The sequence below is a fragment of the Clostridium sp. DSM 17811 genome (assembly GCF_018861905.1).
Taxonomy (GTDB): domain Bacteria; phylum Bacillota; class Clostridia; order Clostridiales; family Clostridiaceae; genus Clostridium_AD; species Clostridium_AD frigoriphilum.
On the sequence record NZ_JAHLDU010000002.1, the window covers coordinates 1 to 22,284 of the forward strand.

Sequence of the window (22,284 nt, forward strand, 5' to 3'; positions counted from 1 at the left end):
GTGGTGCAAGTAAGACTCCTGGAAGACCACCAGGTTGATAGGTTAGAGGTGTAAGCATGGTAACATGTTCAGCTGACTAATACTAATAAGTCGAGGGCTTGACCAAGATAAAAGAAGTAACAATTAATATTAATATTGCGATAATAATTCGTTCGTAAGAACGAAAAGAGGCTTCGAGCATAGCGAGAAGACTAAAACACTGTGCAATTTTCAGAGAATATTTATATTCTCATCTGGTGATTATGGCCTGAAGGTAACACCCGTTCCCATACCGAACACGAAGGTTAAGCTTCAATGCGCCGATGGTACTGCAGGGGTGACCTTGTGGAAGAGTAGGTTGTCGCCAGGTTATAAAAGAACACTAAGTAAAACTTAGTGTTCTTTTTTGCGTTAATATTAAAAGTAATATTAAACCATGTATGTATTTTCCAACTGTGATAAACCTTATTATAAGGCATAATATTTTTTATGACATTAGAATTTAGTTATGTAAAAATAGAAACAATTTATTTACTTTATTCTCAGCAAACTCTCAGTAAATTCTCAAGTTATTCTAAGTTTAGCTTTGTATAATAGATAGTGTAGAAAAAATATTATAAAAACTAATATTATTTAGAATAGGAGATACGTTATGAGAAAGAAAATATCAGAGATACAAATATTTAGGCATATTATACAGATTGTTTTTTTTATTTTACTTCCAGGTTTGTTTGCGTTAGCATTTGGTCAAGTAAAGTTGATTTATACTATGATTCTTAAAGGAGATTTTAATTTTATTCAAGCTTTCCCACGATTAATTGCTACTGTTGCAATTATACCTATTACGATATTCTTTGGAAGGTTTTTTTGCGGTTGGTTTTGTGCTTTTGGATCATTTAATGATTTTGTATATATGATTTCTAGCAAGGTATTCAAAACAAAATTTAAAGTCGATAGAGAATTGGATTCAATTTTAAAATTATTGAAGTATTTTATTTTAGTGTTTATAGTGTTTGTTATTTGGACAAAAGGTAATACTTTATTTGATAACAGTAGCCCTTGGGATGCTTTTGCTCTAATAACCAATTTCCCCAAAGCTATAACAAGTTATTTTATTGGATTTGTACTTTTAGCATTCATAACAGTAGGAGCAATATATATAGAAAGATTTTTTTGTAGATATTTATGCCCTCTTGGAGCAATGTTTGTAATAATATCAAAATTTAGAAAAATCAAAATAGATAAACCTACTGAAAAATGTGGAAAATGTAGAGTATGTACAAATAATTGTGCCATGGGAATAAATCTTTATAAAATGGAGCAAGTAAGCAGTGGTGAATGTATAAATTGTTTGAAATGTGTAGATGTGTGTCCAAGAAGTAACCCAAAAATAAGTTATATGGGTGAAAATCTTAATCCAGCATTCGCTAGTTCGATTGCAATTGTAGCCTTTGCGACATTATATGGTGGGAGCACTGTACTTGGTAGTATAATAAGTGCTAATACTAAGGTATCAACTTCAGTTGCAAGTAATGACATTACTAAGCAAGGTGATAATATAAATTCTAATAGTGATAAAACAAGTCAAAATAACGATGATACTCAAACTAAAACAACTCAAAATAGTGATGATGCTGGAGCAAATTCTAATAGTAATAGCACTAAAACAGCACCCAAAACTAAAGCACCATCGAGTACAACTAATTCAAAATATAAAGATGGAACATATGCAGGTACTGGATATGGGTATATGTCTGATATAAATGTGTCGGTTATTATAAAGAATGATAAGATTACAAATGTGAAAGTTGATTCCATAAATGATAGTTATAAGGAACCAGTTAATGTTATTCCACAAGAAATTGTACAAACACAATCATCGAATGTTGATGTTGTATCAGGTGCTACACATACCAGCAATGGCATCATGAGTGCTACTTCGGATGCATTAAGTAAGGCGAAAAATTAGTAAAAAACATTGTTATTTTTAAATCTTTACTAATACAGCATACTTTTGATATACTTATATTAAAATAACTAAATAATATAACACAAAAGGAGAATTGTTAGAATGAAGACAATACGTTGGGGAATCATTGGATGTGGAGATGTTACTGAGGTTAAAAGTGGCCCAGGATTTCAACTGGCAAAAAATTCTTTATTAGTAGCTGTTATGAGGCGTAATGGGGAACTTGCCAAAGATTATGCTGTTCGTCATAATGTACCAAAGTGGTATGATAATGCAGAAGAATTAATAAATGATCCTGATGTTGATGCAGTTTATATAGCGACTCCTCCTGCATTTCATAAAGAATACACATTACAATGTGCAAGGGCTGGAAAGCCAGTTTATGTTGAAAAACCTATGGCTCGTAATTTTGAAGAATGCACTGCTATGGTACAGGCGTGTGAGAATGCTGGAGTCCCATTATTTGTTGCATACTACAGAAGGGCTTTAGATCGTTTTAATAAGGTTAAAGAATTAATTGAAGCAGGTGAAATTGGAGAAATACGTTTTGTTACAGTTGTATTATACAAAAAAGCAGTAAAAATAGATTTAAAGTCTGGTGAATTTCCGTGGAGAGTTATTCCAGAGATTTCAGGAGGAGGAGAATTTATGGACCTTGCTTCTCATACATTAGATGTTTTAGATTATATCTTGGGACCAATTGAGGAAGCCTGCGGTTATGCTGATAATCAAGCTAAATTATATGAGGCGGAAGATGTTGTGACAGCTTCACTAGCATTTGAGTCTGGTGTCAAGGGAACAGGGACTTGGTGTTTCTCAAGTTTTTCTAATTATGATATGAATGAGATTGTTGGAAGTTTAGGGAAGATATCTTTTTCAACTTTTAAAGAGGAACCAGTTTTATTGACAACAATTAAGGGTATCACTCCATTTAATATTAAAAAACCCATACATATTCAGACGCAATTAATTCAAAGCATCGTAAACGAACTTAATGGTCTGGATGTATGTCAAAGTTCAGGGATTAGTGGCGCACGAACAAACAAAATTATGGATATGATTTTAAAAAATTATAGATTAAGTAAAAAGTAGAATATTAACAATATGTATTTGTTATACTAGAGGATGTTTACATAAGGGAGTTAATATTATGAACATACAGGCAAAAGAAGAAATAAATATTTTAATAGTAGATGATGAGGAAAGTATAGTTGAATTTATAAAAATGGGGCTTGAGGCTGAAGGATACATTATTCACACTGCATATGACGGTATTGAAGCAATTAGAAAAGCAAAAGAGATAAAACCACAAATTATAATACTTGATATAATGTTGCCAGGAATTAATGGTCTTGACGTTTGCTTAGAGATAAAAAAACATTTAAAAGCATCTATAATTATGCTTACAGCAAAGGATGATATTGATGATCGTGTACTAGGACTTGACATAGGGGCAGATGACTATATGGTTAAACCTTTTAGCTTTAAAGAATTATTAGCTCGGATTAATGCACGACTTAGAAATATGTTTCCGGAATTAGCAGACATTGTGCGAGTGGGTGATTTCTCTATAAATGATGGGGCACATGAGATTATTTATGGAGATAGGATTTTGATTTTATCTCCAACTGAATATAATTTGCTTAAGTACCTATTAGTTAATAATGGTTTAGTTTTAAGTAAAAGGATAATTTTAGAAAAAGTTTGGGGTTATGATTTCATTGGTCAAGAAAATATTGTCGAAGTATATGTAGGATACTTGAGAGATAAACTTCAAGATAAGGAACATAACGTTATTTGTACGGTTCGTGGAGTTGGATATAAGGTTTCGATATTATGAGAAAAATTAGAGTGAAATTTAAAACAAAAAGTTTAAAATGGCAATTATTATTTAGATGGTCTTTAATATTAACGCTTTTATTAATTATTATGGGGATATCTCAATATTTTATAACAAGAAGTTATTTGCTTTCAGGAAAAAATCAGGTTCTTGAGGCTAGATTACATGACTTGGATAAGGATGATTTGCAAGATTCGAAATCTTTAAATAACCCAAAATCAAAAGCAGAGTTTCTTGTTAAATTAATTTCTGATCGTAATACCAGCGTAGTTATAATTGATAAAAAAGGTGAAATTATATCTGAAAGTAAAGGAATAAATGATGATACAGCCCCACCTCATCTATCAAAAGAAGAATATAGAAAGCTAATTTTCGAAAGTGCCAAAGGAGAAAACTATAAAATAGTTAGGAATCTAAGTGACGATACTGATATGATTAAATTCAAAAAAATTAATTTATTATCGCAAACACTTGGTTTGGTTCAGATAAGTACTACATTAGATCCAATAAATACAATGTTACTTAATCAAATATATTTTTATATTGTAGCGTCAATTATAATAATAATTTTAGGTATATTAATAGGAAAATCAGTCCTAAAATATACTTTGAAGCCTTTGTATAATTTGACAAATTCTTTGGAGAGAGTAACAGTAGGGGAATTAAACATGCGGTTACCTGTTGATAACGGTCAGATTGAGATAGATGGATTGTCTTGCGCTTTTAACGGAATGTTTAACAGGATAGAAACCTCTTTTGAAAATGAACAATATATAAAGGAAAAAATGCAAAGATTTATTTCTGATGCTTCTCATGAAATTAGGACCCCACTTACATCAATACATGGATTTGTTGAAGTCTTGCTTCGCGGGGCAGCTAAAAATGAAAAACAGCTGGATTTAGCTTTGAATAGCATTTTGACAGAGAGTGAACGTCTTACTAAGTTAGTGAATGAGCTTTTAATGTTGACTAAGCTGGATCAACAGATAAAATATGATATGAAAAATGAAAATATTAAAGATATTATAGAAGAGATACATCCTCAACTGAAGATTTTAGCAGGTGAGCGAAGGATTGATTTGGAATTAAAAGATAACTTGTTAGTTAAATCAAATAGAAATCAGATTAAGCAGATAATTTATAACTTAGTACAAAATGCAATTCAACAAACAGATGAAAAGGATGGAATTATTAGTATTAGTTTAAACTCAATAGATAAGCCTTCAGGGTCTTTTATTGTTCTTAAGATTAAAGATAATGGATCAGGTATACCAGAAAAAGATCTAAATGAGATATTTGACAGATTTTTTAGGAGTGATAACCATAGGTCAAGAAAGAGTGGGGGGTATGGGTTAGGATTATCTATAGTTAAATCTATTGTTGATGCCCATCAGGGAGAAATTAGTGTATATAGTAAATTAAATAAAGGAACTAGCTTCTCTATATTTATTAAAAAAGTAGAATAATATATATTTTTATTGAACTTTTCTTTTTCATACAAAATGTGATAAAATAAATCAAGCCATGTAATCGTTATATTTGGAGTTTATTGTGAAAGGATGATGTTAATGAAAAAATTTAGCTGTAGAACGCAAGTATTTTTTGGAGAAGGTTCATTAAAAAGATTAAGCCAACTCGATTGTCGTAAGGCATTTATAGTAACTGACCCTTTTATGGTAAAGTCAGGGGTTATAAATAAAATTACTGATGAGATTTCAAAGGGTAATGTTGAGTATATTGTTTTTTCAGATATAATACCCGATCCATCAATTGAAATTGTGGCAAAAGGTATTGAAGTTATGATGAAATTTAATCCGGATGTAGTTATAGCTTTAGGTGGAGGGTCTGCAATAGATGCAGCAAAGGCGATATGCGATTTTAATTCAAAGCTGAAAGCTAATAGGAATTCAAATATGGAAAGTAATAAAAAAATTAAGCTTATAGCGATACCTACAACAAGTGGTACCGGCTCTGAGGTTACAAGCATTTCTGTAATTACAGATAAAAATAAGAATATAAAATATCCATTAATATCAGAGGAATTACAACCTGACGAAGCTATATTAGTTGCAGAGCTTGTTTGCACAGTACCAGATTTTATAACAGCAGATACAGGAATGGATGTACTAACTCATGATATAGAAGCATTTGTGTCAACAAGGGCAACAGATTATACAGATGCATTAGCTGAAAAATCTATAAAATTAGTTTTTCAGAACTTAATAAATGCATATAAGGACGGTAACAATTTAGAAGCAAGAACGAAAATGCACAATGCTTCTTGCATTGCCGGGATAGCATTTAACAATGCATCTTTAGGATTAAATCATGGAATGGCACATATCATTGGTGCAAAATTCCATGTGTCGCATGGAAGAGCTAATGCTATATTACTTCCATATGTAATAGAATTTAATTCAGACATAAAAGATTTTAATTCAAGTGAATATACATATGCTGCCAAAAGATATTCAGAAATAGCTAAAATATTAGGATTGCCATCATCAAATGTTTACCAAGGAGTAAAAAGTTTAATAATAGCTATAAATATGATTCTAAAGGAATTAAATATTACTACCTCATTAAAAGAAACAGGAATAAGGGAAGAGGATTTTAAAAGGGAAGTAAGCGAAATGGCGAGTATTGCCATAGAGGATAGATGTACGCAAACTAATCCTAGGGTGCCAAGGCTAGAAGAAATAATAACTCTATTTAATAAAGTTTATCATAATAATTAATAAGGAGTTGCTAAAATATTATGGAAGATAAGCAAAGGGTAATACAGGAATATGTACCGGGAAAGCAAGTTACATTAGCACATTTAATTGCAAATCCGAACAAAGATTTATACAAAAAGCTAGGACTTATATCAGAGAATATGGGCGCCCTTGGGATACTTACAATAACACCTGGAGAGGCTGCTATTATAGCCGCAGATGTTGCGACAAAGGCAGCTGATGTAACAATTGGTTTTGTAGATAGGTTTAGTGGTACAGTGGTTATAATTGGAGATGTAGGTAGTGTAGAGTCAGCACTTACACAGGTTTTAAAACTTCTTACGAGTGTTCTTAAGTTTGCTGAGTGTAGCATAACTAAATCTTAGGAGGGGTATATGAAAAAGTTAATGTTAATTGGAAAAACAAGTTGTGGCAAGACTACACTTACTCAAGCAGTGAACAAAAAAAATCTTTTTTATAAAAAGACCCAGACAGTTGAAATTATTGATAGCATTATAGATACTCCTGGTGAGTATATTGAAAGTAGATTTTTTTATAATGCACTTATAATTACATCTGTAGACAGCGATGTAATTGCTATGGTTCAGGATTGTACGGAGGAAAACAGTGTTTTTCCACCCAGTTTTGCTAGTAGATTTGCAAAACCGGTTATTGGAATTATTACTAAAATTGATTTATGTCGTGATGAGAATAATATAAAAATAGCAGAAGAATTTTTATTAAATGCAGGTGTAGAAAGAATTTTCAAAGTGAGTGCATTTGACAGACAAGGTATAGAGAACTTAAAAGAGTACCTTATAAAAACATAATAAAGGGAGTTTGAGTGTAATACTCAAGCTCCCTTTATTATGTTAGCTTTTTCTATTAATAGCACTAAATAAAGCATTTAGTGAAGCCGTATCAATATTTGCAGAAACACCAACTCCAAAATACCTTTTGTCATTGTATTCTATTTGTATATAAGTGGCAGCTTTTGAGTTTGAGCCACTACCTAGAGCATGTTCATCATAAGATATAAAGTTATAACCATTAATATTTGATTTGTGTAGCGCATTAAAGAATGCATCTACTGGCCCATTACCTACACCGGAAATATTCATTTCTTTCCCGTTTACTGAAATTAGAGCATTGATATTTACTATATTTTCATCTGTTTCAACATTTTGTACTGATTGAATGGTATAGTTCTTCAATAAATTTGGAGATTTTAAGTTTAAGTATTCCTTTTCAAATAAATCATAAATTTGATTTCCCAATAATTCTGTGCCAAGTAGGTCAGTCTTATTTTTTACTATATTGCCAAAGTCAGCCTGCATAGCCTTAGGTAATATAAAACCAAATTCATTTTCCATTATAAATGCAGCACCACCTTTACCGGATTGACTGTTAATACGAATAACTTCCTCGTAATCTCGTCCGACATCATGTGGGTCAATTGGAAGATATGGAACATCCCAATAATTATTATTCTCATCTTTAAGGGCTTTAAGTCCTTTTTTGATTGCGTCTTGGTGCGATCCAGAAAATGCTGTGTATACAAGTTTACCAGCATATGGATGACGCTCATGTACCTTCATCCTTGTGCATAATTCATATATATCTACAATCTCATAAAGATTTGAAAAATCTAATTTGGAATCTATTCCTTGAACATGCATATTTAAAGCCATAGTCATAAGATCAAGATTTCCAGTTCGTTCACCATTTCCAAATAGTGTACCCTCAATCCTGTCAGCCCCAGCAAGAATTCCAAGCTCGGAAGCCGCAGTACAAGTACCCCTATCGTTATGAGTATGAAGACTTATAATTATGTTTTCTCTACTTTTAACATTCCTGCAGAACCATTCAATTTGATCTGCATAAATATTAGGAGTGGCCATTTCTACTGTTGATGGTAAGTTTAAAATAACTTTTTTTGATGGCGTTGGCTTCCAGACATCCAATATAGCTTCACAAATTTGAAGCGAGTATTCAAGCTCCGTTCCAGTAAAGCTTTCAGGAGAATATTCAAAAGAAAAATCTGTTTCTGGGTATTTATCTTTGTATTTCATTAGAAGTTTTGCACCAGTTACTCCAATATCAATAATTTCTTGTTTGCTTTTATGAAAAACGACTCTTCGTTGTAAAACTGAAGTTGAATTATAAAGATGCACAATTGCTTTTTTTGCTCCTTTGAGAGCTTCAAAGGTCTTCTTGATTAAATGTTCTCTTGATTGAGTTAAAACCTGAATAGTTACATCTTCCGGAATAAGATCATCTTCTATAAGTGTTCTTAAAAATTGATATTCAGTATTTGAGGCGGAAGGGAAACCTACTTCTATTTCTTTAAAACCAATATCCACAAGAAGTTTAAATAATTTAACTTTTTCATCAACGTTCATTGGAACAGGAAGAGATTGATTGCCATCTCTTAAATCAACGCTACACCAAATGGGTGATTTTTCAATTAAATTATTAGGCCACTGACGGTCCTTAATATTTATACCACCATAAGGTTTATATTTTTTATATGACAATTTAAACATCTCCCTTTAGAATATTAAAATAAATATATCTATTTTATTTCATTTGCAATAAGTTCAGACATTTCTATAGTTCCAACACATTTCATGCCTGCGCCCATAATGTCAACTGTTCTATATTTAGCATCTAAAACTTTAGATACTGCATCTTCAATATCTTTTGCAGCACTTTCCATATTAAAACTATATCTAAGCATCATTGCAGCACTCATTATAGTTGCAATTGGATTAGCGATATCTTTACCTGCAATATCTGGTGCTGAGCCATGTATTGGTTCATATATACCAAGAGTGCCATTACCTAAACTTGCAGAAGGTAACATTCCAAGCGATCCAGTAAGCATTGAAGCTTCATCACTTAGGATATCACCGAACATGTTTTCAGTTAGAATAGTATCAAATTGTCCCGGATTTTTTATAAGTTGCATTGCACAACTATCAACTAATTGTACTTCAAGAGTTACGTCTGGGTAATCAGCAGACATTTTTAGAACAATTTCTCTCCACAATCTTGAGGTCTCAAGCACATTTGCTTTATCAACTAATGTAAGCTTTTTAGTCCTTTTTCTTGCAGTTTCAAAGCCAACACGGGCTATTCTTTCTATTTCATAAGTTGAGTAAGCCATTGTATCCCATGCCTTTTGGCCACCTGAGGGTAGGTCTATTCTAGATTTTTCACCAAAATATATACCACCTGTTAATTCACGTATAACCATAATATCAATGTTACCTTTAAGAACTTCTGGTTTAAGAGCTGAGGCTTCCTTTAATTGCGGAAAAAGAATAGCAGGTCTTAGGTTTGCAAAAACCTCAAGGGCTTTTCTAATTCCAAGCAGTCCGGCCTCAGGCCTTTTATCACCAGGAAGTTTATCCCACTTAGGGCCACCAACAGAGCCAAGTAAAACTGCATCACTCCGTTTACATGTATCTAAGGTTTCCTTTGGAAGAGGAACTCCGGTCTCGTCTATAGCTGCCCCACCCATTAAAAGATTTGTATAAACAAAGGTCGTATTATATTTTTTAGATATTACATCTAATACCTTAATTGCACCATTAACAATCTCTGGTCCAATTCCATCTCCACGAATTACTGCTATTTTTTTCATTAATCCTCAGTCCTCTCTTTAAGATAATTAATAAGTCCCTGTGAAGCTATGATATCTTGCATAAATGCTGGAAATGGTATTGCCATATAAGTTTTTCCTTTTGTGGTATTTGTGATAACTCCAGAAATAACATCAACGGATATTTCATTTCCTTCTTCAATATCTTGAGCAGCCTCGGTGCATTCGAGTATTGGTAAACCTATATTAATTGAATTTCTGTAGAATATTCTTGCAAAGTTTTCAGCAATTATACAACTAATTCCTGAAGTTTTTATAGCAAGAGGGGCATGCTCCCTTGAAGATCCACAACCGAAGTTTTTACCAGCAACCATTATGTCACCATATTTAACTTTGCTAGTAAAATTTTTATCTATATCCTCCATGCAATGAGATGCAAGTTCATTTGCATCCGAGGTATTAAGATATCTTGCAGGAATTATAACATCAGTATCTACATTATTACCATATTTTATAGCTTTTCCTTTAAACATTACATTACCTCCTCTGGAGACGAAATTTTTCCGGTTATTGCTGATGCTGCGGCTATTGCTGGACTGCAAAGATATACTTCACTTCCGGGATGGCCCATTCTGCCAACAAAGTTTCTGTTTGTAGTAGACAGAGCCCGCTCACCATTTGCAAGTACCCCCATGTATCCACCAAGGCAAGGTCCACAAGTTGGAGTACTTACTGCGACTCCAGCTTCTATAAATATTTCAATTAAACCTTCCCTAAGGGCCTGAAGGTAAATTTTTTGAGTAGCAGGAAAGATTAGTGTTCTTATTTTAGGAGCGACTTTTTTACCTTTGAAGATACTTGCTGCCATTCTAAGGTCTTCTATTCTTCCGTTAGTACAAGAACCAATAACTACTTGATCAATTTTAACTTCGCCAACCTCATCAATAGTTCTGGTGTTATCTGGAAGGTGGGGGAAGGCTATTGTTGGTCTTATAGTACTTAAATCAATCTTTATTATCCTTGAATATGTTGCATCAGCGTCAGCCTTAAATGTTACAGGGACTTTCGTTGAATGTTCTTTTACATATTCTAAAGTTTTATCATCAACTTCAAATATTCCATTTTTGGCACCTGCTTCAATGGCCATATTAGATATTGTAAATCTGTCATCCATAGAAAGGCTTGCAACTCCAGGTCCTGTATATTCCATTGATTGATACAGTGCCCCATCCACTCCAATCATTCCGATAATATGGAGAATTACATCCTTACCACAAACCCATTTTTGCATTTTGCCAGTTAAAATAAATTGTATTGCTTCCGGAATCTTAAACCAACATTTTCCACTAGCCATTCCAGCTGCCATATCAGTTGAGCCAACTCCAGTTGAAAAAGCGCCTAAAGCACCATAAGTACAAGTGTGAGAATCAGCACCTATTACAACATCTCCAGATACTACAAGTCCTTTTTCTGGTAATAATGCATGCTCTATCCCCATTTGTCCTACCTCAAAGTAATTTTCAATCCCTTTTTCATATACAAATTCACGGGTACACTTACATTGCTCAGCAGATTTTATGTCTTTATTTGGAGCAAAATGATCTGGAACTATAGCAATTTTCTTTTTATCGAAAACTTCATTAACACCCATTTTGTTAAATTCATTTATTGCAACAGGTGTTGTTATATCATTACCTAAAACTAAATCAAGATTTGCCATAACTAATTGGCCGGCCTTTACCTCTTGCATTGCAGCGTGTGATGCTAGTATTTTTTGCGTCATCGTCATTCCCATATAATTGAACCTCCTTTATAAAATTTAAAAGCTTTTTCTAAGTTGTTATTTATCTTGAAGAATATTCTAAAATAAAATTAACAGAATGTTTTGATAAATTTGGACTAAAAAAAGGGTACAAAAAAACAGACATCTTCACTGGGGCGAAGAGTCCGTCGCGGTACCACCCATATTTATAACTTATTTTAAGATAACGGATTACACCGGTAAAACCTACTAATAAGTACACTTTTAAGTGTAACTTAGTTTAAGTTCACAACTCGAGGGTAAGTTTCAACATCTGATTATTTAGGGTTCACAGCTTTATCCCTTCTCTGTAAAACATCCTGATGCCTATTTGTCCCTGTCAAAGTTTTTATTATATTAGCGATAATTTTATCAAACAAATGACTGCTTGTCAATATATTCAGCTCTTATAAAACATATAAATGACTATTTATATATTAATAAGATTTAAAAAAACAGTATCTTTCTAAAAATACGCTTGAAACATAATATACTACGAATAATAAAATATGTCAACAAGTCAATAAAAAAAGTATTCTGAATTTGGTTGACAATTCAAATTATAGATGTTACGATACATAAAATGTTTGGTGCGTTTTACAAGTCAACTTGGAATTATTTACTTGTGGAAAGGGAGGCGATATTTTGATTTCACATGTATTGTCAATTTTAGTTGACAACAACCCAGGAGTATTAACAAGAGTATGTTCATTATTTAATAGACGAGGTTTTAATCTTGATACTGTTTCCTCTGGTCACACAGAAGATGAAAAATTAGCCAGAATAACTTTATTAACTAAAGTTCGGGATGATGAAGGCATTGACCAAATAATTAAACAAATAAGGAAATTAGAGGATGTTCATAAAGTTGAGCAATTAGATAATGAAAACTCTATTTGTAAGCAAATGTTGTTTGTAAAAGTTAAAGCTGAAGGCAATAATAGGCAAGAAATTATTAATATAGGAAAAATATTTGGAGTTTCTGTTATAGATGTAACTCCGACAACATTAATTATTCAAATCTTAGGTGATAACGGCAAGTTATGTGCTTTTGAAAATTTAATTAAACCGTTTGGTATTTTAGAAATAGTCGGTAGTGGATTTATTGCAATGCAAAGAGGTTCAGATGCAGTAATCTAATAATATAGATAAAAATTAGGGGGAATTAATAATGGCTAAGATGTATTATGAAAGTGATTGTAATTTAGATAATTTAAAAGGAAAAAAGGTTGCAGTAATAGGATATGGTAGTCAAGGACATGCACATGCACTAAATTTAAAAGAAAATGGTGTAGATGTTGTAGTTGGTCTTTATGTAGGAAGTAAATCTTGGGAAAAGGCAGAAAAAGCAGGATTAACTGTTTTGACTGCAGCAGAAGCAGCTAAAGCTGCAGATATTATAATGATCCTAGTTAATGATGAAAAGCAGGGACAAGTGTATAAAGAAAGTATCGCGCCAAATCTTACAAAAAATAAGGCTTTAGTATTTGCTCATGGTTTTGCAATTCATTTTGGTCAAATAGTTCCACCAGCAGATATTGATGTATTCCTTATAGCTCCAAAGGGACCAGGACATACAGTTAGAAGTCAATTTTTAGAGGGCAAGGGAGTACCATGTCTTATAGCTATACATCAAGATGCTTCAGGACATGCAAAAGAAGTAGCTTTAGGTTACGCTTTAGGAATAGGCGGCGCAAGAGCTGGTGTTATGGAGACTTCTTTCAAGGAAGAAACTGAAACAGATTTGTTTGGAGAACAAGCAGTTCTCTGTGGTGGTGTTACAGCACTTATAAAAGCAGGTTTTGAAACTCTTGTAGAAGCTGGATACCAACCAGAAATGGCGTACTTTGAATGTTGTCATGAAATGAAACTTATCGTAGATTTAATAAATCAAGGTGGTTTAAATATGATGAGATATTCAATAAGTGATACTGCAGAATATGGTGACTACATTACAGGAAACAAAATAATAACTGCGGATACAAAGAAAGCTATGAAAGGCGTATTAACTGATATTCAAAAGGGAGTTTTTGCTAGAGATTGGCTTTTAGAGAACCAAATTGGAAAACCATTCTTTAATGCAACAAAGAGAATAGAAAGCGAACATCAAATAGAAAAAGTTGGTGCTGAGCTTAGAAAAATGATGTCTTGGAATAAAAAATAAGATAGATTTAATATTTAAAATGGAACAATGAAAATAAAATTTACTAATATTATATTTGAGAACCAAGTTCTGAAAATTCAATATGAACTTGGTTCTCTTTATTATATAAATTAAGGGGGAATTAATATGAAGTGCAGCGGTGCAAAAATTTTGCTAGAGTGTCTTAAAGAGCAAGGTACTGATACTATATTTGGGTATCCAGGTGGAGCAGTACTAAATATATATGATGAAATTTATTCTTTTGAGGAGATAACTCACATATTGGTTTCTCATGAACAAGGGGCAGCGCATGCTGCTGATGGATACGCTAGAGCAACTGGGAAAGTAGGCGTATGCCTTGCAACATCAGGCCCAGGGGCCACAAATCTTGTTACAGGTATTGCAACTGCTTACATGGATTCTGTACCTATGATTGCAATTACTGGGCAGGTAGCAACGACATTAATAGGTAAAGACTCTTTTCAGGAAGTTGACATTGTTGGTATAACAATGCCTATTACAAAACATAATTTTTTAGTGAAAGATATTAAGGAATTAGCACCTACAATAAGAAAAGCTTTTAGAATTGCAACTAGTGGAAGGCCAGGACCTGTGCTTATAGATATACCTAAGGATATAACTGGTATGGAGTGCGAATACTTTCCTGAAATTCCAAAGATAATTGAGCATAAAGTCGTAAAAGAAAGCCAACTTAAGGATGCTATTTATGCTATTCAAAGCTCGAAAAAACCAATAATTGTAGTTGGTGGTGGGTGTAATATATCAGTGGTTGAGGAGCTATTATTATCATTTCAAGATAAATTAAAGTGCCCAGTCTGTAGTACTATGATGGGGTTAGGTGCATTTAGTGGATTACACCCTATGTACACGGGGATGCTAGGCATGCATGGAACTTTTGCTTCTAATAGGTGCATAACCTCAAGTGATTTAATAATTGCAATCGGGGCAAGATTTAGTGACAGAGTTATTAGTGATCCGGTTACTTTTGCAGCAAACACTAAAGTAATACATATTGATATAGATGAAGCAGAAGTTTCAAAAAATATTAAAGCAGATTGCTTTGTAATTGGAAATGTAGCTGATGTATTAATAAAATTACTACAAAATCTAAAAAGTCGGGAATTAAATGAATGGACAACCGCTGCAAAGGAACTAATTCAAAAGGACAAGGAAAAAGTCATAAAAATAAACGAATTTGAAAGTGTAAATCCTCTTTATGTAATTAAAAAACTTTATGAAATTACAAAAGGTAATGCTATAATAACTACAGAGGTAGGTCAAAATCAAATTTGGGCAACTCAAGCATTCACCTATACGAAACCAAGAACTTTTATAAGCTCTGGAGGACTAGGTACTATGGGATATGGTTTTGGAGCTGCAATAGGAGCAAGTATAGGAAAGAAAGAAATGGTTTTTGATATTGCAGGGGATGGTAGCTTTAGAATGAATCTTAATGAGCTAGGAACTGCTGCAAGATATAACATACCTGTTAAAATAATATTATTAAATAATGGTGTTTTAGGTATGGTAAGGCAATGGCAGAATGTGTTTTACTCAAAAAGATTTTCTAGTACAACACTTGAGAGAGATACTGATTTTGTAAAAATAGCAGAGGGCTTTGGAGTTAAAGGTATAAGAGTTGATCATAATGGGCAGGTCGTAGATGCATTAAAAGAAGCAATAGCATGGGATGGTCCTGTTGTGATTGATTTTAGGGTTGCACCAGATGAAATGGCATCTCCAATGGTTCCGCCAGGTGCAAGTATTGAAATGATGTTTGAGGTATAGTGTTTATCGCTATACCTTGTTTTAATTTAATTAATGAAAAATATGTTTATAGGAGGAATACATGAAAATAGTAGTATTAGATGGGTTCACTTTAAATCCAGGAGATTTATCTTGGGAAGAGTTTGAAAAATTAGGTGAGTTAAAAGTTTATGATAGAACAAGTTTAGATGAAATTGTAGATAGAGCTTATGATTGCGAAATAATTCTTACAAATAAAACACCATTAAGTATGGATATTTTAAAAAAGTTACCTAAAATAAAATACATTGGGGTTCTTGCAACAGGATATAATGTGGTTGATGTAAAAGCTGCAAAGGAGATGGGTATTATAGTTACCAATACTCCAGCTTATGGTACTAATTCAGTTGCGCAATTTGTTTTTGCTCTGTTACTCGAAATATGTCATCATGTAGGGGAACATAATGAAGTCGTTCGAAAAGGTGCTTGGACAAATAGTAAGGATTTTTGTTTTTGGAATTATCCTATGATGGAACTTGCGGGCAAAACAATGGGTATTATAGGTATGGGGCGAATTGGTATTGTTACGTCAACAATTGCTTTAGCTTTTGGTATGAATGTCTTAGCATATAATCCATCTAAGAATGAGTCATTAATATCAGATACATTTAAATATGTTGAACTAGACCAGTTATATGAAGGGGCTGATGTTATAAGTTTACACTGTCCTTTGTTTGAGGAAACTAAGGGAATAATAAATAAGGAATCTATTAAGAAAATGAAAGATGGCGTTATTATAATAAATACTTCTAGAGGCCCTTTAATTGTTGAAGAGGACCTAGCGCACGCTCTTAATTGTGGTAAGGTAGCTGGGGCAGGATTAGATGTTATGTCAGTGGAGCCGGTTCAAATGGATAATCCACTTATAAGTGCTAAAAATTGTTTGATTACACCCCATATAGCATGGGCACCAAAAGAATCTAGGGAGCGTCTTATGAATATAGCAGTAGATAATTTGGCCCAATTTATAAAAGGTAGACCTATAAATATAGTGAAATAACTATTACTTTTTTTTTGGTATATTCACGTAAAAAATGTGCAAAATAGTAAAAGGTTATTTCAACTAATTAGGAGGCGTACATATGCAAGGAAAAATGTTTTGTTTTCAATGTGAGCAAACTTTCGGTGGAAAAGGTTGTACAAAAGTAGGGGTATGTGGTAAAACACCAGAGATTGCGGCAATGCAAGATCTGCTAATATATCAGTTAAAAGGAATAAGCTGTTACGCTAGCAAACTTTTAGCTAAAGGTGAAAAAATTGATAAATCATTGGTCTCATTTGTTGAGAATTCATTATTCATGACATTAACGAATGTAAATTTTGACCCTGAGTCTCATATGGATATGCTCAGAAGATCACAAAAAAATAAAGAAGAGATTAGAAAAAAAACATTAGGAGAAGAGGTAAAGAGCGAAGAGGCTCTATATAATTTAAGTGATACAAAAGAACAAATTCTTGAGGATGCCAAAAAAGCGGGAGTTATGTATGATGAGAATTTAGATGCTGATATTCGCTCCGTTCGTGAAACTATAAAATACGGATTAAAAGGGATCGCGGCATATGCACATCAAGCTAGATTTATTAAATATCAAAGTGATGAGGTGGATAATTTTTATTTTATAGCTTTAGCGGTACTTACTGATGATAGTTTAAATTTAAAAGATCTTATTGCTTACTTAGTTAAAACTGGCGAGATGAGTGTTAAGGTTATGGAGGTATTAGATAAGGCTAATAATGAGAAATACAATTCTCCAACACCTACAAGAGTAAATGTAAATATAAAGAAAGGACCATTTATAATAGTTTCTGGCCATGACTTAAGAGACCTTGAAATGTTACTTGAACAAACAGAAGGCAAGGGGATAAATGTTTATACTCATGGTGAAATGTTACCTTCTCATGGATATCCAAAGCTTAATAAATTTAAACATTTAGTAGGTAACTTTGGAGGAGCATGGCAAAATCAACAAAAGGAGTTTGATGGTATACCAGGTTGTATTTTAATGACAACAAACTGCTTAATGAAACCAAGAGATTCTTATAAAGATAGAATTTATTCTACAAGTGTTGTAGGATGGGAAGGATTAAAACATATATCTAATGATGAGAAGGGATATAAGGATTTTTCAGAAATAATAAATAAAGCTTTGGAACTTGGTGGTTTTGAAAAAGATGAGGAAGTTAAGGAAATTACAGTAGGATTTGGACATAAAGCAACTTTGAGTCATGCAGGAGAGATTGTAAGTGCAGTTAAAGAAGGGAAGATTAGACGCTTCTTCTTAATCGGTGGATGTGATGGTGCAAGACCAGGAAGAAATTATTATACTGAATTTGCAAAGCAAGTCCCAAAAGACTGTATCATTCTTACTTTAGCCTGTGGAAAATATCGTTTTAATAAATTAGAGTTCGGTGAAGTAGCAGGACTTCCAAGATTGCTTGATGTTGGTCAATGTAACGATGCATATTCTGCAGTTATAATAGCTAACGCGCTAGCCGATGCATTTGAGTGCACCATTAATGATTTACCACTTTCATTCATTATAACTTGGTATGAACAGAAAGCTGTAGCTGATTTACTAGCATTATTGTCGCTTGGAGTAAAAGGAATATACCTTGGACCAACACTTCCAGCGTTCTTAAGCCCAAATGTATTACAATTTTTAATTGATACATTTGACCTTAGAGCAATAAGTACGCCAGAGGACGATTTAGCAAAAATACTTGGATAAAATCCTAAGATATAAAAAATTAATAATAAATTTAGAAAGTATGTGATATTAGTCACATACTTTCATTTTTTATAATGATATAGTATGGCTATATTTTATTAAGGAGATGATTTATTATGTTTAGTGAAGAAATTAACAAAGTATCAGCATCGGCGATAAAAAAGTCTGAATTATTAAAGAGGAGCAAAATGAGGTACCTCACTTCTTCGGTCTTGGCTGGTATATATGTGGGATTTGGAATTTTATTAATATTTACTATTGGTGGATTATTATCACAAGCAACGTCTCCAGCAACAAAAATTATGATGGGAGCTTCATTTGGGATTGCATTAAGTCTTGTAATAATGGCTGGCTCTGAACTTTTTACAGGAAATAATATGACTATGACAATAGGATCTTTAGAAAAGAAAGTTTCGTGGTTTGACTCAACAAATGTTTGGATATACAGTTTTATAGGAAACTTTGCGGGGTCAGTAGCACTAGCGGCAATGTTTGTAGGTGCGGGACTTGCAAAAGGAAGTACAGCAGCATTTATTCTAAAAACATCACAAATGAAAATGGCAGCACCAAGTATAGAATTATTTTTAAAAGGATTACTTTGTAATATGCTAGTCTGTTTAGCAGTTTGGTGTTCTATTAAATTAAAGGAAGAAACAGCTAAACTTATAATGATTTTTTGGTGCTTATTTGCATTTATAACTACAGGGTTTGAACATAGTATTGCAAATATGACATTACTTACAACGGCCCTAATGATTCCTCACACTGCGGCAATTTCAATAGGGGGACTAGCACACAACTTAATTTGGGTTACGTTAGGTAATTTTGTAGGTGGAGCAGTGTTTATTGGAGCAGCCTATTGGTTTATATCAAAAGAGAAATAATATATTACAAAATTCAAGGCATCCTAATAGGGTGCTTTTATTTTGTTTATATCCAATTTGCAGTAATCATAGTATAATGGAGAGCGATTAGTAAAATGATATATATATATTTATAAATATACTGAGATCATAAGGAGAAATTAAAATGCCACAAGTAACTATTAGGCAATTAAGAGACCTTCCTTTGCTAGAATGTATTGAGGATAAAACTTTAGATTTAATAAGAGAAAAAGTTGTACTAAAAAATTTTAAGAAATCACAAATGTTGTTTGGAGAAAGAGAACGTTTAAATAACATATATATAGTGCTAGAAGGAAAGGTATCAATGTACAGATTATCAGAAAAAGGCCAAAAGAGGGTTATTTATATCCTGAATAAAGGTGAGATTGTAAATGAAGTGAATTTTGATAATTATACAAGTTCGATTAGCTGTGAAGCGTTTGAAGACAGTGAGATTATAAGCATATCAAAAGGAGATCTATTAAATATTATGCAGCAAGATTTTAAGCTTACAGAGGTTATATTATACTCTATGAGCAAGAAAATAAGAAGATTGTATAGGCAGATTAAAAACACTGTTCCTACCAAAATGGATAAAAGGGTAGCTGCAAAGCTTTGGAAATTGTCTAAAGATTATGGCTTAGAAACTCCCAAAGGTGTTTTAATAGATATTAAAATAAGTATAACCTACTTGGCAGATATGTTAGGGAGCTCCAGGGAAACTATTTCAAGGGCCGTAAAAGAGCTAGAAAACATGGGAATGGTTAAGATAGAACATAGAAAATTCATAGTTGATAGAGAAAAGTTAAGTGGTTACTTTAAAAGTGTGTGATGAAAATCACATACTTTTTTTAATGTTTAAAATATAATGAGTGTAGAAGTTATGAATTTTATTTTATAGTGAGCTAATTAGCAAAGTTAATTAATTAACAATAATTAATAAAAAATAAAATTTATTATAATGGAGGGATTACATTTATGGGTTTTAAGTTAAATATAAAGAAATTTGATGAGCAGCTTGAAACATTGAGGCAGGAATATAAAGTATATGCACCGGTAAAACTTACGGGAAAAGGAACTTTTGCAGATACAGATACTATTAGGTATGAAGAAATAAAGAGCATAAGGGAAATAGAGTTCGATGCAAAATCTAGTTTTTCTCCTAAGGAAATAGTAATTCCTATTACTCAAACATTATTTTATTTTACGGAAGATAATTGCATAGAGCCAAAATGTGATGAAAAGAAAATATTAATCTTCTTAAGAAGTTGTGATATTCATGCCATGAAGCGGCTCGATGAAGTTTTTTTAAGAAATGGAAATGAGGACTATTATTATAAAAATTTAAAGGACAAAGTTAAATTTGTTCTTATGGGTTGTAGTGAAAGTTTTGAAAACTGTTTTTGTGTTAGCATGGGATCAAATAGCACAGAAGAGTATGATATGTATACTAAAATTAACGATGATGAAGTCTTTATAGATTGTAAATCTGAAGAATTAATGAATTATTTTAAAATAGATGAACTTGAATCTGTAGAGGTAGAACCTGAATTTGTTTTGTTTAATGAAATAAAGGTTACTATACCTAAAAATTTAGATCAAAGGATTTTCAAATCAAAAATGTGGGATGAGTACTCAAATAGATGTATTGCATGTGGAAGGTGTAATTTTGTCTGTGGTACTTGTACGTGTTTTACTATGCAAGATGTTTTTTCAAAAGACAATAAGAATGTAGGAGAAAGAAGGCGAATATGGTCATCTTGTCATGTAGACGGATTTAGTGATATGGCAGGTGGGCATGGTTTCAGAAAAGATAAAAAAGATAGGATGAGATTTAAAGTTATGCATAAGGTATATGATTTTAAAAAGAGAGCCGGATATCATATGTGTATAGGCTGTGGAAGATGTGATGATATATGTCCTGAGTATATATCTTTCGCGTGTTGCGTTAATAAACTAAATGAAGCTATGAATGAGGTGGAGTAAATGGAAAACATATATATGCCTTTTAAATCTAAGATACTTAACATAAAGAAGCATACAGAAACAGATTATACTTTTAGAATGGAGTTCCAAGGCGACGTAAAACCAGGTCAATTCTTCGAAGTGTCCATACCAAAGTTTGGTGAGTCACCTATATCTGTTAGTGAAATCGGTGATGGTTATGTAGACCTTACAATAAGACGTGTAGGTGTGGTTACAGATGTAATTCATAGTTTTTTTGTAGGTGGAACATTGTATCTTAGAGGCCCGTACGGGAATGGTTTTGATGTGGATATATATAAAGGTAAAGAAATTATTGTAGCTGCAGGTGGAACTGGACTGGCACCTGTAAAAGGAATAGTGGATTATTTTGCAAAACATCCAAAAGAGTGTAAGGACTTTAATGTAATGGCAGGATTTAAGTCTCCAGATGACATTTTATTTAAAGATAATTTTAAAAAGTGGGAGGAGACTATTAGTGTAACTTTAACTGTGGACAGTGCAGAGGATGATTACACTGGAGATGTGGGACTTATAACTAAGTATATAAAAGATATCCCAGTTGACAATATGAATGAAGTACAAGTCATTGTAGTAGGACCCCCAATGATGCTTAAATTTACGGTTGCTGGATTTATAAAGAAAGGGGTAAAAGAAAAAAATATATGGGTATCTTATGAACGCAAGATGTGTTGTGGAGTTGGAAAATGTGGTCATTGCAAAATTGATGATACGTATATATGTTTAGAGGGGCCTGTTTTTAATTATTTGGATGCAGTACATCTAGTAGATTAGGGGAGGAAAA

20 protein-coding genes, 2 rRNA genes and 1 other annotated feature are annotated in these 22,284 nt (G+C 32.7%); of the genes, 18 read left to right on the plus strand and 4 right to left on the minus strand.

Annotated elements, in window-relative coordinates; translation table 11 throughout:
• From KPL44_RS02645 to KPL44_RS02685, 9 genes are all read left to right on the plus strand, one after another.
• Positions 1-106: ribosomal RNA gene (locus KPL44_RS02645) — 23S ribosomal RNA — on the plus strand; the annotation flags it as partial.
• Between the two features lie 126 nt (positions 107-232).
• Positions 233-349: ribosomal RNA gene (gene rrf / locus KPL44_RS02650) — 5S ribosomal RNA — on the plus strand.
• Positions 350-631: 282 nt separating this feature from the next.
• Positions 632-1,948: a 4Fe-4S binding protein gene (locus tag KPL44_RS02655; RefSeq protein ID WP_216247137.1), complete on the plus strand. Its 1,317-nt coding sequence runs from the start codon at positions 632-634 to the stop codon at positions 1,946-1,948.
• Between the two features lie 102 nt (positions 1,949-2,050).
• Positions 2,051-3,040 (plus strand): Gfo/Idh/MocA family protein, encoded by a 990-nt coding sequence (locus tag KPL44_RS02660; protein WP_216247138.1) that lies wholly within the window; start codon positions 2,051-2,053, stop codon positions 3,038-3,040.
• A 58-nt stretch (positions 3,041-3,098) separates the two neighbouring features.
• The gene (locus KPL44_RS02665) at positions 3,099-3,788 is read left to right on the plus strand and encodes a response regulator transcription factor (protein ID WP_216247140.1); all 690 of its coding nucleotides are present in this window, start codon (positions 3,099-3,101) and stop codon (positions 3,786-3,788) included.
• Positions 3,785-5,254, plus strand: a complete 1,470-nt coding sequence (locus KPL44_RS02670) for a HAMP domain-containing sensor histidine kinase (protein ID WP_216247142.1) — start codon at positions 3,785-3,787, stop codon at positions 5,252-5,254. Before KPL44_RS02665 ends, KPL44_RS02670 begins: the two co-directional genes overlap by 4 nt.
• A 102-nt stretch (positions 5,255-5,356) precedes the next feature.
• Complete coding sequence (locus KPL44_RS02675; RefSeq protein WP_216247144.1) at positions 5,357-6,526, plus strand: 1-propanol dehydrogenase PduQ; 1,170 nt, start codon at positions 5,357-5,359, stop codon at positions 6,524-6,526.
• A gap of 20 nt (positions 6,527-6,546) precedes the next feature.
• Positions 6,547-6,891, plus strand: a complete 345-nt coding sequence (gene eutS, locus KPL44_RS02680) for an ethanolamine utilization microcompartment protein EutS (protein WP_216119482.1) — start codon at positions 6,547-6,549, stop codon at positions 6,889-6,891.
• A gap of 9 nt (positions 6,892-6,900) precedes the next feature.
• Positions 6,901-7,335, plus strand: coding sequence for a EutP/PduV family microcompartment system protein (locus KPL44_RS02685; RefSeq protein ID WP_216247146.1), 435 nt, complete (start codon positions 6,901-6,903; stop codon positions 7,333-7,335).
• 42 nt (positions 7,336-7,377) lie between these two features.
• Here the strand turns inward: KPL44_RS02685 and leuA are convergent, their stop codons facing one another.
• From leuA to leuC, 4 genes are read right to left on the minus strand one after another with little or no spacing between them, the layout of a single operon-like run.
• Positions 7,378-9,042, minus strand: a complete 1,665-nt coding sequence (gene leuA, locus KPL44_RS02690) for a 2-isopropylmalate synthase (protein WP_407934985.1) — start codon at positions 9,040-9,042, stop codon at positions 7,378-7,380.
• A 38-nt stretch (positions 9,043-9,080) separates the two neighbouring features.
• Positions 9,081-10,154: a 3-isopropylmalate dehydrogenase gene (gene leuB, locus KPL44_RS02695; protein WP_216247150.1), complete on the minus strand. Its 1,074-nt coding sequence runs from the start codon at positions 10,152-10,154 to the stop codon at positions 9,081-9,083.
• Positions 10,154-10,645 (minus strand): 3-isopropylmalate dehydratase small subunit, encoded by a 492-nt coding sequence (gene leuD / locus KPL44_RS02700; protein ID WP_216247153.1) that lies wholly within the window; start codon positions 10,643-10,645, stop codon positions 10,154-10,156. Before leuD ends, leuB begins: the two co-directional genes overlap by 1 nt.
• A complete protein-coding gene (gene leuC / locus KPL44_RS02705; RefSeq protein ID WP_216247155.1) occupies positions 10,645-11,907 on the minus strand; it encodes a 3-isopropylmalate dehydratase large subunit in 1,263 nt (420 codons plus the stop codon). Before leuC ends, leuD begins: the two co-directional genes overlap by 1 nt.
• 136 nt (positions 11,908-12,043) lie before the next feature.
• Positions 12,044-12,266 (minus strand) — a binding site (T-box leader).
• Positions 12,267-12,558: 292 nt separating this feature from the next.
• On the opposite strand from leuC, the gene ilvN reads away from it, so the two are divergent.
• The 9 genes from ilvN to asrB all read left to right on the plus strand — a co-directional run bounded on the left by ilvN (position 12,559) and on the right by asrB (position 22,274).
• Positions 12,559-13,053 carry an acetolactate synthase small subunit gene (gene ilvN / locus KPL44_RS02710; RefSeq protein WP_216107691.1) on the plus strand — a complete coding sequence of 165 codons (495 nt, stop codon included), beginning with the start codon at positions 12,559-12,561 and terminating at the stop codon, positions 13,051-13,053.
• Positions 13,054-13,084: 31 nt separating this feature from the next.
• Positions 13,085-14,077, plus strand: coding sequence for a ketol-acid reductoisomerase (gene ilvC / locus KPL44_RS02715; RefSeq protein ID WP_071613894.1), 993 nt, complete (start codon positions 13,085-13,087; stop codon positions 14,075-14,077).
• Between the two features lie 126 nt (positions 14,078-14,203).
• Positions 14,204-15,865, plus strand: coding sequence for a biosynthetic-type acetolactate synthase large subunit (ilvB, locus tag KPL44_RS02720; RefSeq protein WP_216247158.1), 1,662 nt, complete (start codon positions 14,204-14,206; stop codon positions 15,863-15,865).
• 61 nt (positions 15,866-15,926) lie between these two features.
• Positions 15,927-16,883 carry a D-2-hydroxyacid dehydrogenase gene (locus KPL44_RS02725; protein WP_216247160.1) on the plus strand — a complete coding sequence of 319 codons (957 nt, stop codon included), beginning with the start codon at positions 15,927-15,929 and terminating at the stop codon, positions 16,881-16,883.
• An 82-nt stretch (positions 16,884-16,965) separates the two neighbouring features.
• Positions 16,966-18,612 carry a hydroxylamine reductase gene (gene hcp, locus KPL44_RS02730; RefSeq protein ID WP_216247162.1) on the plus strand — a complete coding sequence of 549 codons (1,647 nt, stop codon included), beginning with the start codon at positions 16,966-16,968 and terminating at the stop codon, positions 18,610-18,612.
• A gap of 116 nt (positions 18,613-18,728) precedes the next feature.
• The gene (locus KPL44_RS02735) at positions 18,729-19,496 is read left to right on the plus strand and encodes a formate/nitrite transporter family protein (protein WP_216247164.1); all 768 of its coding nucleotides are present in this window, start codon (positions 18,729-18,731) and stop codon (positions 19,494-19,496) included.
• A gap of 145 nt (positions 19,497-19,641) precedes the next feature.
• Positions 19,642-20,328: a Crp/Fnr family transcriptional regulator gene (locus tag KPL44_RS02740; protein WP_216247166.1), complete on the plus strand. Its 687-nt coding sequence runs from the start codon at positions 19,642-19,644 to the stop codon at positions 20,326-20,328.
• A gap of 146 nt (positions 20,329-20,474) precedes the next feature.
• The gene (gene asrA / locus KPL44_RS02745) at positions 20,475-21,482 is read left to right on the plus strand and encodes an anaerobic sulfite reductase subunit AsrA (protein WP_216247168.1); all 1,008 of its coding nucleotides are present in this window, start codon (positions 20,475-20,477) and stop codon (positions 21,480-21,482) included.
• Positions 21,483-22,274, plus strand: a complete 792-nt coding sequence (gene asrB / locus KPL44_RS02750) for an anaerobic sulfite reductase subunit AsrB (protein WP_216247170.1) — start codon at positions 21,483-21,485, stop codon at positions 22,272-22,274. It begins immediately after the preceding gene.
• Positions 22,275-22,284 lie beyond the last annotated feature (10 nt).

Coding starts and splice junctions, on each gene's coding strand:
- KPL44_RS02655 (WP_216247137.1), top strand. CDS start 632: ATGAGAAAGAAAATATCAGAGATACAAATATTTAGGCATATTATACAG.
- KPL44_RS02660 (WP_216247138.1), top strand. CDS start 2,051: ATGAAGACAATACGTTGGGGAATCATTGGATGTGGAGATGTTACTGAG.
- KPL44_RS02665 (WP_216247140.1), top strand. CDS start 3,099: ATGAACATACAGGCAAAAGAAGAAATAAATATTTTAATAGTAGATGAT.
- KPL44_RS02670 (WP_216247142.1), top strand. CDS start 3,785: ATGAGAAAAATTAGAGTGAAATTTAAAACAAAAAGTTTAAAATGGCAA.
- KPL44_RS02675 (WP_216247144.1), top strand. CDS start 5,357: ATGAAAAAATTTAGCTGTAGAACGCAAGTATTTTTTGGAGAAGGTTCA.
- eutS (WP_216119482.1), top strand. CDS start 6,547: ATGGAAGATAAGCAAAGGGTAATACAGGAATATGTACCGGGAAAGCAA.
- KPL44_RS02685 (WP_216247146.1), top strand. CDS start 6,901: ATGAAAAAGTTAATGTTAATTGGAAAAACAAGTTGTGGCAAGACTACA.
- leuB (WP_216247150.1), bottom strand. CDS start 10,154: ATGAAAAAAATAGCAGTAATTCGTGGAGATGGAATTGGACCAGAGATT.
- leuD (WP_216247153.1), bottom strand. CDS start 10,645: ATGTTTAAAGGAAAAGCTATAAAATATGGTAATAATGTAGATACTGAT.
- leuC (WP_216247155.1), bottom strand. CDS start 11,907: ATGGGAATGACGATGACGCAAAAAATACTAGCATCACACGCTGCAATG.
- ilvC (WP_071613894.1), top strand. CDS start 13,085: ATGGCTAAGATGTATTATGAAAGTGATTGTAATTTAGATAATTTAAAA.
- ilvB (WP_216247158.1), top strand. CDS start 14,204: ATGAAGTGCAGCGGTGCAAAAATTTTGCTAGAGTGTCTTAAAGAGCAA.
- KPL44_RS02725 (WP_216247160.1), top strand. CDS start 15,927: ATGAAAATAGTAGTATTAGATGGGTTCACTTTAAATCCAGGAGATTTA.
- hcp (WP_216247162.1), top strand. CDS start 16,966: ATGCAAGGAAAAATGTTTTGTTTTCAATGTGAGCAAACTTTCGGTGGA.
- KPL44_RS02735 (WP_216247164.1), top strand. CDS start 18,729: ATGTTTAGTGAAGAAATTAACAAAGTATCAGCATCGGCGATAAAAAAG.
- KPL44_RS02740 (WP_216247166.1), top strand. CDS start 19,642: ATGCCACAAGTAACTATTAGGCAATTAAGAGACCTTCCTTTGCTAGAA.
- asrA (WP_216247168.1), top strand. CDS start 20,475: ATGGGTTTTAAGTTAAATATAAAGAAATTTGATGAGCAGCTTGAAACA.
- asrB (WP_216247170.1), top strand. CDS start 21,483: ATGGAAAACATATATATGCCTTTTAAATCTAAGATACTTAACATAAAG.